The 12,599-nt window shown below is 61.3% G+C and carries 14 protein-coding genes; 3 read left to right on the top strand and 11 right to left on the bottom strand.

The genetic code is table 11. The features are described 5' to 3' along the window. Positions 1 to 137: 137 nt before the first annotated feature. On the bottom strand, positions 138 to 1,292 hold the full coding sequence (gene nirK, locus ACQ7C1_RS30250; protein ID WP_430960995.1) for a copper-containing nitrite reductase: 1,155 nt from the start codon (positions 1,290 to 1,292) through the stop codon (positions 138 to 140). A gap of 200 nt (positions 1,293 to 1,492) precedes the next feature. Between nirK and ACQ7C1_RS30245 the strand changes: the two genes are divergently transcribed. Further along, on the top strand, positions 1,493 to 2,707 hold the full coding sequence (locus ACQ7C1_RS30245) for an NnrS family protein (RefSeq protein WP_430960994.1): 1,215 nt from the start codon (positions 1,493 to 1,495) through the stop codon (positions 2,705 to 2,707). Positions 2,708 to 2,743: 36 nt separating this feature from the next. Here the strand turns inward: ACQ7C1_RS30245 and ACQ7C1_RS30240 are convergent, their stop codons facing one another. The 4 genes from ACQ7C1_RS30240 to ACQ7C1_RS30225 are packed head-to-tail and all read right to left on the bottom strand — an operon-like array spanning position 2,744 to position 5,218. Continuing rightward, positions 2,744 to 3,043, bottom strand: coding sequence for a metal-sulfur cluster assembly factor (locus ACQ7C1_RS30240; protein ID WP_430960993.1), 300 nt, complete (start codon positions 3,041 to 3,043; stop codon positions 2,744 to 2,746). Further along, positions 3,030 to 3,560 (bottom strand): DUF2249 domain-containing protein, encoded by a 531-nt coding sequence (locus ACQ7C1_RS30235; protein ID WP_430960992.1) that lies wholly within the window; start codon positions 3,558 to 3,560, stop codon positions 3,030 to 3,032. The genes ACQ7C1_RS30240 and ACQ7C1_RS30235 overlap by 14 nt, the downstream gene beginning before the upstream one ends. 5 nt (positions 3,561 to 3,565) lie before the next feature. Further along, positions 3,566 to 4,918 carry a hypothetical protein gene (locus tag ACQ7C1_RS30230; protein WP_430960991.1) on the bottom strand — a complete coding sequence of 451 codons (1,353 nt, stop codon included), beginning with the start codon at positions 4,916 to 4,918 and terminating at the stop codon, positions 3,566 to 3,568. 15 nt (positions 4,919 to 4,933) lie between these two features. Continuing rightward, positions 4,934 to 5,218, bottom strand: coding sequence for a DUF2249 domain-containing protein (locus ACQ7C1_RS30225; protein WP_430960990.1), 285 nt, complete (start codon positions 5,216 to 5,218; stop codon positions 4,934 to 4,936). Between the two features lie 217 nt (positions 5,219 to 5,435). Between ACQ7C1_RS30225 and hemN the strand changes: the two genes are divergently transcribed. Next, entirely contained in the window at positions 5,436 to 6,788 is a 1,353-nt protein-coding gene (gene hemN, locus ACQ7C1_RS30220) for an oxygen-independent coproporphyrinogen III oxidase (protein ID WP_430960989.1), read from the top strand. Positions 6,789 to 6,851: 63 nt separating this feature from the next. Here the strand turns inward: hemN and ACQ7C1_RS30215 are convergent, their stop codons facing one another. From ACQ7C1_RS30215 to ACQ7C1_RS30190, 6 genes are all read right to left on the bottom strand, one after another. Next, positions 6,852 to 8,738, bottom strand: coding sequence for a nitric oxide reductase activation protein NorD (locus tag ACQ7C1_RS30215; protein WP_430960988.1), 1,887 nt, complete (start codon positions 8,736 to 8,738; stop codon positions 6,852 to 6,854). A gap of 3 nt (positions 8,739 to 8,741) precedes the next feature. Further along, positions 8,742 to 9,557 carry a CbbQ/NirQ/NorQ/GpvN family protein gene (locus tag ACQ7C1_RS30210; RefSeq protein ID WP_430960987.1) on the bottom strand — a complete coding sequence of 272 codons (816 nt, stop codon included), beginning with the start codon at positions 9,555 to 9,557 and terminating at the stop codon, positions 8,742 to 8,744. A gap of 35 nt (positions 9,558 to 9,592) precedes the next feature. Next, entirely contained in the window at positions 9,593 to 10,933 is a 1,341-nt protein-coding gene (locus tag ACQ7C1_RS30205; protein ID WP_430960986.1) for a cbb3-type cytochrome c oxidase subunit I, read from the bottom strand. A 19-nt stretch (positions 10,934 to 10,952) separates the two neighbouring features. After that, the gene (locus ACQ7C1_RS30200; RefSeq protein WP_430960985.1) at positions 10,953 to 11,405 is read right to left on the bottom strand and encodes a c-type cytochrome; all 453 of its coding nucleotides are present in this window, start codon (positions 11,403 to 11,405) and stop codon (positions 10,953 to 10,955) included. Positions 11,406 to 11,506: 101 nt separating this feature from the next. After that, on the bottom strand, positions 11,507 to 11,800 hold the full coding sequence (locus ACQ7C1_RS30195; RefSeq protein WP_430960984.1) for a cytochrome C oxidase subunit IV family protein: 294 nt from the start codon (positions 11,798 to 11,800) through the stop codon (positions 11,507 to 11,509). Beyond that, positions 11,797 to 12,345, bottom strand: a complete 549-nt coding sequence (locus tag ACQ7C1_RS30190) for a cytochrome c oxidase subunit 3 (RefSeq protein WP_430960983.1) — start codon at positions 12,343 to 12,345, stop codon at positions 11,797 to 11,799. Before ACQ7C1_RS30190 ends, ACQ7C1_RS30195 begins: the two co-directional genes overlap by 4 nt. Before the next feature lie 96 nt (positions 12,346 to 12,441). Between ACQ7C1_RS30190 and ACQ7C1_RS30185 the strand changes: the two genes are divergently transcribed. Beyond that, on the top strand, positions 12,442 to 12,597 hold the full coding sequence (locus tag ACQ7C1_RS30185; RefSeq protein WP_430960982.1) for a hypothetical protein: 156 nt from the start codon (positions 12,442 to 12,444) through the stop codon (positions 12,595 to 12,597). Positions 12,598 to 12,599: the final 2 nt, after the last annotated feature.

Here is a 12,599-nt window from a genome sequence, read left to right as displayed (position 1 = left end):
CTAATTTTTTTTGACCACCTGGGCCCCCCACTACTCTTTGCCCCAAATTATGTCCCGGCCAAACATGCCTCACGTCAAAAGGGGGGGGGGGGGGGGGGGCCCCCCCCCCCCCCCCCCCCACCGCCCCCTCCGCCAGGTCAGCTTGCCGACGGCGCCCTGACCGAGGTCATGAGATCGTCATCCCATTCGCCGGTCACCTTAAAGTGGGCCGCCGCCCCCAGCTCGAAGGCCTCGATAAGGTTATGGTTCACGTAGGCATAGATGCCTGGCTGAGCGAAAGTGTAGAGGGCAGCACCCGCCGTGCCGCCGGGGATGAACCAGGTTTCCTGATCCGTGTCGGGCGGGTTGAGGAATTTGCCGGTTGCCCAGACATATTCGCCGTGCCCGCCGATCAGATGCGGCCTTGTATCGCGGTTGGCCTGCGAATGAACGATCAGGACGGTTTCGCCGACCTTGGCAGTCATCGCATTTTCCCCGGTCAGAGCGCCGACCGCGCCGTTGAAGACGATGTGGGTCGGCGTCAGGGTTTTCATCACTGCGACCGTGTCATCATAGGCTTCGCCGGGGCTGTCGTATTTCTTGAACTTGCCGGTCTCGTCGCGCGGGACGTAGAAGTCCTGCTCCCCGACATAATAGATCTTGTCATAGACCAGCGGCTTACCCTTGCCGTCTTTGAGACCCTCGCGCGGCAGGACCATGATCGCGCCGTTCATGCCTGATGTGACGTGCCACGGAACCATGCCGGGAGGGGCGCAGTGATAGACGAATACGCCCGCCTTGGTCGCCTTGAAACGAAAGACCGTGCTCTCGCCCGGGTTGACCACTGTCAGCGCCCCGCCGCCCAGTGCGCCCGTCGCGGCATGGAAGTCGATATTGTGCTGAAGTGTGTTGGTTTCGGGATTGACCAGCGTCAGCTCGACGTAGTCGTCCTGATGCACCACCATAAGGGGACCGGGAACCGATCCGTCAAAGGTCATGGCGTTGATTTCGGTGCCGTCCTTGTCCAGGATCATCTTCTTTTCCTGGATGGTCAGCGTGAATTCCTTGATCTTCGGCCCGCCCTCGGCCTTCTGCTGGTGAGCGTGAACGAAGGGCGGCTTGACGAGCGCGACTTTCTCGCGGAGAAGCTTCGCCAGGTCGACTTTGGTCTGTCTGGCGGTCTTGAGAGCTTCGGCCGCTGCAACCTCTTCGTTGGCCTGCACCGTGCTGGATACGATGATTGGCGTCAACGCTCCGGCAACAGCAGCACCCGTCAGCATCGTGCGCCGGGTCATTTGCAGAGTATTTGTCATTCTAATCTCCTGTAGTCGAAGACCGAGCGGACGCCGCCCTGTCGAAGGGGAGAGTAGAAGAAACCGGATGGAAATCTTTGACGTGGCGCAAACTCATTGTTTGTGCCGGCACAAAGTTCGACAGATGTTCTTTGCGTAATCTCAACGACTGCTGTCTTGCGTCCCGGCATTTCTGCATGATCAAAATGGAGACATCGATCATGCAGATTACCAAGGACGCGGAGACCAGAACGCCCCGGGGAATGAGCCGCTCCGGAATGGTCCTCTTCTCTTACGGCTTTCGTCCCTTCTTTCTGGCCGCAGCATTGTGGGCGATCGTCAGCATCGGCCTTTGGGCAGCATTCCTCAATTACGGTGTCATGGTGGCAGGCGATTACGGAACGCTCTATTGGCACGCGCACGAGATGCTCTTCGGTTTCGCGCCCGCTGTGCTCGCCGGTTTTCTCCTCACCGCAATCCCGAACTGGACCGGCCGCCTTCCCATTGCAGGGCCTCCGCTTGTTGGCCTCTTTGCGGTATGGAGCATCGGCCGTATCGCCATGCTGACGAGCAGCGGCGTCTGGGTGACGGCCGCCGTCTTTATGGACAGCCTTTTCCTTCCGCTCATGCTCGTCTTGTCCGCCCGCGAAGTGATTGCGGGAAGAAAATGGAAGGATCTGAAGGTCGTTGGCGGGCTGGCCGTCCTGTCTTTCGCCAACATCTTCTTCCATTTCGAGGTGCTCGCGGTCGGCAGTCCCGAACTTGGCATGCGTCTCGGCCTTGGCGCTTACGTCCTGCTCGTCACCATCGTCGGAGGGCGGATCCTGCCGAGTTTTACCCGAAACTGGATCAATCAACGCGGCCGCACCGATTTTCCGGTGCCTTACAGCCGGTTCGATGCGGCAACGATCATCGTCGGCGCCGTTTCGCTCGCCGCGTGGGCGATCTCGCCCGGCTCCATCGCAACCGGCCTGTCTGCAGCCGCCGCGGCAGTCATGAACGGCATCAGGCTGATCCGCTGGCGCGGCTGGACGACCTGGCCGGAGCCGATCCTGTTCGTGCTGCACGCCGCCTATGGTTTCATTCCCCTGGGATTTGCCGCCGTCGCCTTCGGTTCGGTCGGTCTGTCGCAGGTCGCCGTGCTGCATCTTTTTGCGATCGGCGCGATGTCGATGATGATGCTGGCCGTCATGACGCGGGCAAGCCGAGGCCATACCGGGCGAAAATTGAAGTCCAGCCCGACGACAAACACATCCTATGTCGTGCTTGCCGTGGTCGCGCTCCTCAGGCCCGCGGCAGAATTGGTCCCCGCTTTCACGATGCAGTTGTTGACGCTATCGGCGCTCGGCTGGTCGGTCGCCTTCGGCCTGTTTGCGCTCGAACATGCTCCGTTCCTGTGCCGTAACCGGAAACCGCTGGCGGCGCGGCAGCCGTGACAGCAAAGGCCGCCAGGTTCTCAAGCGGCATTCGCATCACTTCCCCGGCAACCGCCCTATCATCTCAGGCGACCAGGCCGGCTCGTAGACCGTGTCGACAGTGGCGGCCGAAACGCCGGCGATCTCTTCCGTCCGCGCCTTCACCGCCTCCGCGATGAAGGCGGAGGCCGGACAGAAGCGGGTCGTGGTCGTCATCTCTATCCTGACCGTACCGTCATCTGAAATTCCGACGGCGTAAACAAGCCCGAGCTCGACGATATCGGTTCCGAGCTCCGGGTCCTCGATAGCGCGTAGCGCTGCCAGAATTGCCGATCTGGAGATCTCATGCGCGGGCATCGGAAACGTTCGCCGGGGTTGCCCTGATCATGATCCTGTAGATCTTGCCGCTGGCATCGAAATCGCCGATCCATTCATGGCCGCGGGCTTTGAGCTCATTGAACAGAAACAGCGGCTCGCGGTTCAGAAGCGCAAACAGCACTTCGCCGCTTTCCATCGATCCCAAGCGCGAAAGGATGCGCTCCATCGGCTCCGGCGGCGCAAGGTCCGTCAGATCGAGATTCCAGCTCGGCTCCGGCCAGATCGCCTCCGCCGTTGCGGTTGCCGTTATGGGATCGCCGCCCGTTTTTTGATGAGGGACGAAATCGATTTCCCAGTCGTCCTCGGCAAGGCGCCGGCTGAGGTGCGAATAGCCGCGACGTTCCAGCTGGCGGATCAAAGGGACTGGCTCGAATATGGCGTGAAGCCGCACGCCTTCGTCGGGATCGAGACTTGCGAAGGTGTCCATGATGAGCTGAAACGGCATGCCGCCGTCGCGCAGGATCTGTCTTACGTCGAGTTCACGGAGCTGAACCATTGTCGTTACCTCTGTGGTTTGGCGGCGACGAAAAGCGCCGGCTGTTGAAAGGGTGCTCCCTTCGCGGCGGAGTCGATATTCGCCAGGCGACGTGCAAGGACAAGCTCCGTGACAAGAGCAGCCGTGGCGAAAGTCTGAGCCGTGACGGCAAGACGAAAACCGGCATCCGATCCGGCTGCGATCGCCGCCGCTGATGCGACGACGGCGAGATAGAAGATGCAGAGCCAGGCTGCGGCCCGTCGTCCATTGAGCAGGTCGGCCAGCCGAGGCGTGGGCCTGCGTCCGAGAAGTGGTCCGAACGCCTCGATCCAGGTCAGGAAAGGAATGATCTTCAAGAGCTGTGACAAGCCGAGGCCCGTCAGCCAGCCGAAGACGAACAGATAGGCTATGGCGGCAAAAATCTGCGGGCCGGCATCGCTGGCCAGGGCGACGGCAAACATCGGAACCGAAAGGCCGAGCAGAACGAAGGCGGGCAGGGATCCCGACATGTTCAATTCGAGGTCTTTTCGGCGCCTTGCGCGATAGGTCAGGAACAACTCGGCCAGATAGGCCGCAATCGGCAGCTGGAAGAACAGCGATCCCACAAGAAAGACCCGTTGCCCCAAGGATGGCTCGAATATCGTCGCGACCGCGGCAAAGCCAAGCGTTGTTGCCGCAAACGATCCCGTGCTGCGGATGAACGGCGATTTCTTCATCTCGTCGGAAAGCAGGAACATCGGCAGCAGTTTGTAACTGACGCCGATCGCGGCAAAGGTCATCCATCCGGCGAGACCGAAGCTCGCATGGAACGGGACGGCATTGGTAACGAATTCGCTGATGCCGGGGGTGGCCGTCGGCCCCGAAACCGTGACGGCAAACAGCGATCCCAGCGCCACCGTCACTGCAAGGCATGCCAGGCCGAGCATGACGATCGGCGAGGCCGGGTGCGCCGCCCGGCCGCGCCACAGGCCTGATAACAGCACCCATGCGATCGACAGGAGCGAAGCCGCCAGCATCGCCGATGCGGCGATCATAACCGGGCCTGCCGCAGCAGATACCGCGTCGATGAGCTGGAAGCCGCAGAGGAGAAGTCCGAGCCCGGCGATCGAGCCCACAAGGCAGGGCAGGTCGAGCCGCCCGGTCGGCAGGCCAAGGCCCGTCAGCACCGGCGTGAACTGCAGCAGTGCGCCAATCATCAACAGGCCGAGCCAGCCAATCGTCATCGAATGGACGACGATCAGAGCAGGGGGTTCGGCGACAGCGGAGGGGGGCGTCCAAACCCCGGCCGAAAGCAGGCTTTCGGCCAGAAGCAGGAAAAACAGCGCCGCGCCGAAATAGGACATCGTCCAACGCGACAGGGTTGTGCCGACAGGCATCATCGCGCCGATCCGACCTCAGTGGCTACTGCAGCAGCAGTCGCAACCGGCATCCTGCCGGGTGATCTGCACGCGCCAGATTTCAGGGCCCTGCTCCAGATACTCCCAGGAGAACTTTCCGGGGAATCCGGTTTCAAGCTGATAATGCAGCGGTCGAGGTTCGTGATCGCTCGTAATTAGCAAACTGCCGCCCGGGGTCAGCGCGCTCAACGTGCCGAAGATCCGGGGATGCCGCTCGGCAGGTGGCAATGTGCGGACATCGATATGAGGGCTTTCACCCTGGAGGATCTGCGCGTCAGTCATTCTTGCTCGTTTCCTTGTGCCGCGTCCTTCGAACGGACGGGACCGCGGCTCGGTCCCGTGTCAGAACGAAACCCTAGGCGGCTTCGGAAGAGCTGACTTTGACAGCGGACAAATATCCGGATGATTTTCGCGGCGACGGCATCATCATTGATTTGGGACAAGGAAGCGCGCGCGACCGAAGGTCATAAAGCATCCTGCTTTTGAAAAGGGATGTGACATGTCCGACGATCTGGTCGCCAAATACGGCGATGCGCGGCTTCCGCGTTACACAAGTTACCCGACGGCGCCGGCCTTTTCGGCCACCGTCGGGCCGGATGAATACGCCGCCGGCCTCGCCAATATCGGAAAGGCCGGGCCTGTCTCGGTTTATCTGCACGTACCGTTCTGCCGTTCGATGTGCTGGTACTGCGGCTGCCACACGACCATCACCCGGCAGGACGCCCCGGTCGTCGAATACCTTGATGTGATGAGCCAGGAGATCGAGCTCGTCTCCTTCACCGCTGGAAACGACGTGCCCGTCAGGAACGTGCATTTCGGCGGCGGCACGCCGACGATCATGAAGCCGCAAGAATTTTCCGCCCTGATGGGAAAGCTCAGGAGCGCCTTCGCTTTCGAAGCGGATGCCAGCGTCGCAGTCGAAATCGATCCACGCACATTGGCCGCTCCCATGATCGATGCGCTCGGCGAAAACGGTGTCGATCGCGCAAGCCTCGGCGTCCAGAGCTTCGATCCGATCGTGCAGGCGGCAATCAACCGGCTGCAGTCCTTCGAGCAGACCGAAGCGGCAGTCGTGGGGCTGCGCTCGGCAGGTGTGGCCAGCATCAACTTCGACCTGATCTACGGCCTTCCGAAGCAGACGGTTCAATCCTGCGTGGAAACCGTCCGCCTGGCCGTAGAGCTGCGTCCCGAACGTTTCGCCGTTTTCGGTTATGCCCACATACCCGCCTTCAAGAAGCACCAACGCCTCATCGACGAAGCATCGCTGCCGGACGCAAAACAGCGGAACGAGCAGGCGGAAGCCATCGCCGAAGAGCTTCAACAAGCCGGATATGCACGCATCGGCCTCGATCATTTTGCACTGCCGGAGGATCAGCTCGCGCTCGCCGCGCGCAATGGCACGATGCGACGGAACTTCCAGGGCTATACCACGGATGATTGCGATAGCCTCATCGGTCTCGGCGCTTCAGCAATCGGGCGGCTGCCGAGCGGCTATATGCAGAACCACGTGCCTCTCGGTCTTTACGCCGAGCGGGTTGCCTCCGGTGTGCTGCCGACGGCCAAAGGTTATCTTCTCAGCGGAGAGGACAAGCTTCGGGCCAGGATCATCGAAAGGCTGATGTGCGATTTCGAGGTCGATCTCGGTAGGGTAAGCAGCAGCTCTGGTTTCGACACCGGCTTCCTAGTCGAACGCAACGAACGTCTTGCCGACCTGGTGGCCGACGGCGTCGTAACGATCAGCGGCGAGCGGATTCTCGTATCCCGGGATGCACGTTTCATGGTCCGTGCCGTCGCGGCGGCATTCGACGCCTATTTCGGCTCGCTTGGACGCACGCACAGCAAGGCCGCCTGACCTGCTTCAATCCCAGGGCCGGAGGCGCCAATCGGGCGACTCCGGCTTGTTTGTTCACGCCCCTCAGGCGGTCAGATTGCGGTAGATTGTCGGCAGCGCGCCCGGCAGCTTGGCAATATCCGAAATCACGGCAAAGCCCGCCCTTCCGAAAATTGCCGGCAAGTAGTTACCGGCATTGCAGTCCACGGTGACGGCGAAAACGGCCTGGCCGAGCGCGCGGGCTTCGGCGACCGCCTTCCTGCTGTCTTCCAGGGCAAACCGTCCTTCGTAGTGATCGACGTCGTTCGGTTTGCCGTCCGTCAGGATGAGGAGCAGCTTTTTCCTTGCGGCGTGTTTGTGCAGCTGTCCCGAAACATGTCTGAGGGCCGCCCCCATTCGCGTGTAGTAACCCGGTCTGAGATCGGCGATCCGCTGCGCAGTCGCCTGCGAGAACGTCTCGGTAAACTCCTTGATGCTGTCGATGCGCACCCAGCTGCGGCGTCTCGATGTGAAGGTGTGAATGGCGAAACTGTCGCCGCAGGCATCCAGGCCGCGCGCGAAGACATCGAGCGCCTGTTTCTCGACGTCGAGAACCCTGCGATTGTCCACCCAGGAGTCCGTCGACAGCGAGACGTCGACGAGGATCGACGTTGCAAGCTCGTGTGAGGCAGGACGGGCGCATTCATAGATCCGGTCGTCCGGCTGCCCGGTCGCAAGCAGGTCCGCGCGCGACCGGATCACGGCCTCGAGGTCGAGGTCGTCACCATCGAGCTGCGCCTTCCTGATCTCCCTCTTCGGCCTGAGCGTCTCGAATTGCCGTCTGACCTTGCGCACGATCGCCTGATCGGCAACGACGGGAGCCTGTTGCGCGGCCGGGACGCTGCCGAGCAGGACGCGGCAGTGATTCTCCAAATATTTCTCTCTGCGGAAATGCCATTCGGGATAGGTCAATATGCCATGGATCTGGGAAACGTCCGAGGCCTCCGGGGAGAGATCCAGGTCGAAACGGAATTTCGACTTCGGCCGCTCCCGTGTTTCGCTCAAGGTGATCTCGTCGAGTTCGTCGGCCGCACCGGCATCGTCCTCCTCTCGATCGTCCGTCGGCCGGTCGACATTGACCATCTCGGCCATGGCGAGGATCTTTTCGAAGCGGTTGAGGATGAAGGGATCGCGCTTGCGGTCGTCGGCATCTCTCTTGCGGACCGCTTGATGCGAAGAGCGGGCAGGGCCTGCCTCGCCACCCTCGGAAGGCAGGTCTTCTCGCTCGGATGTTTCGGCTTCCGTGCGGCCGGTGAAATCGGGCCAGATCGGGACCGGCAGCATCGGCAGATATCCCGGCGGCGCCTTGGCGCCCCTCGGTCTGTTAAGAGCGGGCAACCGGTCGCTCAAGGGAAAAACCAGGGCAAAGCGCAGATAATCCTCGACCTGCCTTTCGGCCTTGGGCAGCCTGCCGCGGGTCCGGCATGCGAGAATGGCCTCGCTCAGGCGCAGATAGCGTGCATACATGCCGGGAAAGATGTCGATCACTCGCGCGGCGTTTTCACGACCTGTTTGGATCCTGGCAATGTCGGAAAGCATGGCGTCGGTGGTTTTGCAGCTCGGAACGGTAGCCACGGCGATATAGGCGGCGAGCCAGAAATAAAGATCCCGGTTCAGCCGTTCGTCATCGAAGATATCGATCGAGGCGGGCAGGTGGACGGCGCTGCCGTCCCAGCTCGGATGATCGCTTCTTTCCTCGCCAAGGCCGACGACTTGGCGAAAACGCAGCCGATGCGACGAGATCTGCTGGCGTGATTTCTGGATCTGCAATGTCGGTTCGCCGCCAAAGGCACGGAAGCAGACGGCCAGCTGTGATTTGATGTCGGCCAATCTGACCGCGTGCTGCGGATGGCTGGGCCAGGAGCGCGTGTCGCCGACAAGGCGATGCCAGGCGCGTCCGACCGTTTCCTCGAGTTCCAGGAATTCGAGCATCTCTCACCTGCCGAGCGTCGCTGCGGCCACCTCGACAAGGGCGGCCTTCACGTCGGCTTCATCCGTCAGCGGTTCGATGATCGCGGCCCTGACCGCTTCGGCGACCGGCATTCCGGCATCGATGAGGGTGGCGCAATAGATGATGAGGCGCGTCGAGACACCCTCCTCCAGATCCTGCCCCTTGAGAGCGCGAAGCCGGCGGGCAAGGTCCACCAGCGGCGCCACCCGGCTTTCCGCCAGGCCGCTTTCGATCGATACGGTCGCAATCTCGCGGTCCCGCGGGAGGAAGTCGAACTCGATCGAGACGAAGCGCTGGCGGGTGCTGGGCTTCAGGGATTTCATCAGATTCTGGTATCCGGGGTTGTACGACACGACCACCATGAAAGACGATTGCGCCTCGATGAGTTCACCGGTGCGCTCGAGCGGCAGCAGCCGGCGATCGTCGGTCAGCGGGTGAAGAACGACGGCAACGTCTTTGCGCGCTTCGACGATCTCGTCGAGGTAGCAGATGCCACCCTCGCGCACGGCCTTCGTCAGCGGACCGTCGACCCAGACGGTTTCTCCGCCTTTCAAGAGATACCGGCCGGTCAGATCGGCAGCGGTGAGATCGTCATGGCAGGAGACGGTCGAGACCGGCAGCCCCAGGCGCGCGGCCATGTGATGCACGAACCGGGTCTTGCCGCAGCCCGTCGGCCCCTTGAGCAGAATTGGCAGTTGCCGGCTCCAGGCGCTCTCGAACAGCGCGCATTCGTTTCCGTGGGCAGTGTAGTGCGGGATTCCTGCATTCGCATCGAGCGGGTGATTGAGCGCGATCGTCATTTCTTCTGTTCTCCAAAAAGGGGAGGGGAGCCCGCCTATTCGGCGGGCTGTGCAATTGCGTCGGGCAGGCGGGCGCGGCCGGGGACGAGAACCGACCAGATGAACATCAGCGCGCTGATGAAGACGAAGATGCCGGAGCCGAGCCTGACCCAGTAGAAGACGCTGAGCTGGTCCTGCACGTCCATGTAGGATTCGCCGAGCACCCTCTGCAGGTGAACCTGGATGATGCCTGCAAATGTGAGGGCGAAGGTCATGACCGACATCGCCGAGCACATGATCCAGAAACTTGCGATCGAGAGCCACTGATTATAGGGTGCGCGGCCGCGGATCTGAGGAATGGCATAGGCCATCGCCGCGAGATTGAGCATGACGTAGGCGCCGAAGAAGGCCAGGTGCCCGTGCGCCGCGGTAACCTGTGTGCCATGGGTATAGTAGTTCACCGAAGACAGCGTGTGGAGAAAACCCCAGACGCCGGCGCCGAAGAAGGCCATGACCGAGCAGCCGATCGACCACAGCAGCGCCGCCTTGTTCTCATGCTTGCGGCCGGCCTTCCAGGTCATGACGAAGGTGAAAACCACCATGGTGAAGAACGGGGCGACCTCGAGCGTCGAAAAGAGTGAGCCGATCCACTGCCAGTATCCGGGCGCGCCGATCCAGTAATAGTGGTGGCCGGTGCCGAGAATGCCGGAGAAGAGCGCCAGTCCGATGATCACATAGAGCCATTTTTCGATGACTTCTCTGTCGATGCCGTTCAGCCTGATCATCAGGAAGGCCAGGACCGACGCCATGATCAGCTCCCAGACGCCCTCGACCCACAGGTGGACGACATACCACCAGTACATTTTGTCCAGCGCGAGATTGACCGGGTTATAGAAGGCAAAGAGGAAAAAGATCGCTACCCCCCAGAGCCCGAACAGCAGGATGTTGGTAATTGTCGTCTTGCGTCCTTTCAAGGCCGTCATAGTGACGTTGAATAGGAACATCAGGGCGACGATGACGATGCCGACCTTGATCGCGAAGGGCTGCTCGAGAAACTCGCGGCCCTCATGAATGTGGAACAGGTAGCCTATGACGGCGACCGCCGCGGCCACCAGAAATATCCAGAACTGTGCGACGGCGAGTTTCGGGCTGTAGAGCTCCGTCTCGCATTCCTCCGGAAGAAGAAAATAGGTGGTGCCCATGAAGCCCATCAGCAGCCAGACGATCAGCGCATTCGTGTGGATCATGCGGACGATGTTGAACGGCAGCTCGATCGATAGCGTGTTCGGCAGGACATAGATCGTTCCCGCCAGGACGCCGAACAGCAGCTGTGCCATGAAAAGGCCGAGAACTCCGTAGAAATAGAGCATGGCGACGCTTTGTGTATTGTATTTCATTGCTTGATCCTCTCACCCGTCAGCCCGCCTGGTTCGGCGGCCACGCCTGCGTGTTCAACTTGCTGACCCATTCGAGGAAGTCCGCGAGATCGTTCACTTCTTCTTCCGTCAGATTGAATTGCGGCATCTGCCTGCGGCCTTCGATGCCGGAGGGTTGCGCCGCCATCCAGGCGTGGAGCGCCTCGCGCGCACTGGCCGGGTCCTTGTCGCCGCCCCAGCGAATCCAGACATTGGAAAGCTCGGGAGCGAAATAGGCGCCTTCGCCGTCCAGCGTGTGGCAGTTGATGCAGGCGTTCTTCTCCCAGATGTGTTTGCCTCTGGCGACGCTCTCGGTCAGCGTCGCCTCGTCGGTCGAGACCGTTCGGATGTAATAGTGGCTGTGAGCGGTCAGCCCGATGAATATGGCGAAGAAGAAGGCCGATCCGCCGTAGAACACGTTTCGGGCCGCGGTTTTTGTCAGGCGTTCAGCCATCGATGATCCTTTTATGTCCGTGGCGGAGCCCGCCGTGACGTCGAAAACGGAGCCTAGGGCTCACGCTTCCTGGATGACGGAAGGGCGGCGGCGGGTCTTTGTTAATTCGCAAAGACCGCCGAGAATGCGAGCGCACTGGCCAAGGGCGGGAGCAGCACGGCTGCCGCCCACAGGATCAATGCGAGGCCGACCGGCGAACCCTTGACGCGCAGGCCGAGGAAACCGGAGACGACCAGGCGCACTTTCGCCAGCGCAATCAACCCAGCGGCCAGCGCCAGTGCGGGCCTTGCCGCGGCGCCCGACAGAAACATCGAGGCTGCGAAGACGCAGGATGTCAGCATCAGCAGAAAGATCAGCGCCCGCGAGGGAGCATTCGCCCTGTTTTGTGCGGTCATAAGAGATAGACCACCGGAAACATGACCAGCCAGACGATGTCGATGACATGCCAGAGGGTCGTCACGAGATGGATATTCTCAAGCGATGGAAACCGGGCCATCAGCGCCAGAACCAGAGATCCGAACAGGACGTGGACCAGGTGAAATCCTGTTATCAGCACGTAGAGCTGCGAGAAGCTGTCCTCGGCAAGCAGCGATGCGCCTTCCACCTGATATTCGTAGAGTTTGAGGGCGACGAACAGAGCCCCGCCGACGGCCGAAACAAACAGGGCCTGCCGTTGCCGCCGCAAGTCGACCGACCGCGCGGCGAGCGCCGCAAACCAGCCGCTCACCAGCAGGACCACCGTATTTGCGAGTGCAATATCGTGATGGAGCCTGGCCTTTCCGGCCGCAAATACTTCCGGCTGGAACCACGACGCGATGACGAAGCCCATCATCAGCGCCGCAAAAGCCACGAGTTCGCTCCACGCCAATATCCAGACCATCAGGTCGTCGCTTCGGGCTGCGGGCCGGCTGCGGAGCTTGGGGGAAATCGTCGCTGTCATGGCTGTGACGATAGGGATGATATCGCGCCCGCTCTTTGATCGATCGCAAAGAGCGGGCCGATCGGAAGAACTAGGTTTTGCGGAAAGGAGAACCCGATGACCGATGCCCAGATAGGACTGTCGATAGCAACGCCCGTGATCATAATATTCGCGATCGCCCTCTATCGGATGGGCGTTCTGCAGCGAGCGGGCACGGTCTCCGCGGTTCTCGCGGCGGTCGCGATCGCCGCCAGCCTGTTCCTTCAGAGGTAATA

This window comes from Rhizobium sp. Nf11,1, from assembly GCF_050587665.1.
In the GTDB taxonomy this organism is placed as follows: Bacteria; Pseudomonadota; Alphaproteobacteria; order Rhizobiales; family Rhizobiaceae; genus Rhizobium.
Note: the sequence above shows the minus strand (reverse complement) of the source record. Positions and strands in the feature narration are given on the sequence as shown.

What these genes read in the sequence shown, in the direction of transcription:
- nirK (WP_430960995.1), bottom strand. Translation starts at nt 1,292, where the DNA reads ATGACAAATACTCTGCAAATGACCCGGCGCACGATGCTGACGGGTGCT.
- ACQ7C1_RS30245 (WP_430960994.1), top strand. Translation starts at nt 1,493, where the DNA reads ATGCAGATTACCAAGGACGCGGAGACCAGAACGCCCCGGGGAATGAGC.
- ACQ7C1_RS30240 (WP_430960993.1), bottom strand. Translation starts at nt 3,043, where the DNA reads ATGCCCGCGCATGAGATCTCCAGATCGGCAATTCTGGCAGCGCTACGC.
- ACQ7C1_RS30235 (WP_430960992.1), bottom strand. Translation starts at nt 3,560, where the DNA reads ATGGTTCAGCTCCGTGAACTCGACGTAAGACAGATCCTGCGCGACGGC.
- ACQ7C1_RS30230 (WP_430960991.1), bottom strand. Translation starts at nt 4,918, where the DNA reads ATGATGCCTGTCGGCACAACCCTGTCGCGTTGGACGATGTCCTATTTC.
- ACQ7C1_RS30225 (WP_430960990.1), bottom strand. Translation starts at nt 5,218, where the DNA reads ATGACTGACGCGCAGATCCTCCAGGGTGAAAGCCCTCATATCGATGTC.
- hemN (WP_430960989.1), top strand. Translation starts at nt 5,436, where the DNA reads ATGTCCGACGATCTGGTCGCCAAATACGGCGATGCGCGGCTTCCGCGT.
- ACQ7C1_RS30215 (WP_430960988.1), bottom strand. Translation starts at nt 8,738, where the DNA reads ATGCTCGAATTCCTGGAACTCGAGGAAACGGTCGGACGCGCCTGGCAT.
- ACQ7C1_RS30210 (WP_430960987.1), bottom strand. Translation starts at nt 9,557, where the DNA reads ATGACGATCGCGCTCAATCACCCGCTCGATGCGAATGCAGGAATCCCG.
- ACQ7C1_RS30205 (WP_430960986.1), bottom strand. Translation starts at nt 10,933, where the DNA reads ATGAAATACAATACACAAAGCGTCGCCATGCTCTATTTCTACGGAGTT.
- ACQ7C1_RS30200 (WP_430960985.1), bottom strand. Translation starts at nt 11,405, where the DNA reads ATGGCTGAACGCCTGACAAAAACCGCGGCCCGAAACGTGTTCTACGGC.
- ACQ7C1_RS30195 (WP_430960984.1), bottom strand. Translation starts at nt 11,800, where the DNA reads ATGACCGCACAAAACAGGGCGAATGCTCCCTCGCGGGCGCTGATCTTT.
- ACQ7C1_RS30190 (WP_430960983.1), bottom strand. Translation starts at nt 12,345, where the DNA reads ATGACAGCGACGATTTCCCCCAAGCTCCGCAGCCGGCCCGCAGCCCGA.
- ACQ7C1_RS30185 (WP_430960982.1), top strand. Translation starts at nt 12,442, where the DNA reads ATGACCGATGCCCAGATAGGACTGTCGATAGCAACGCCCGTGATCATA.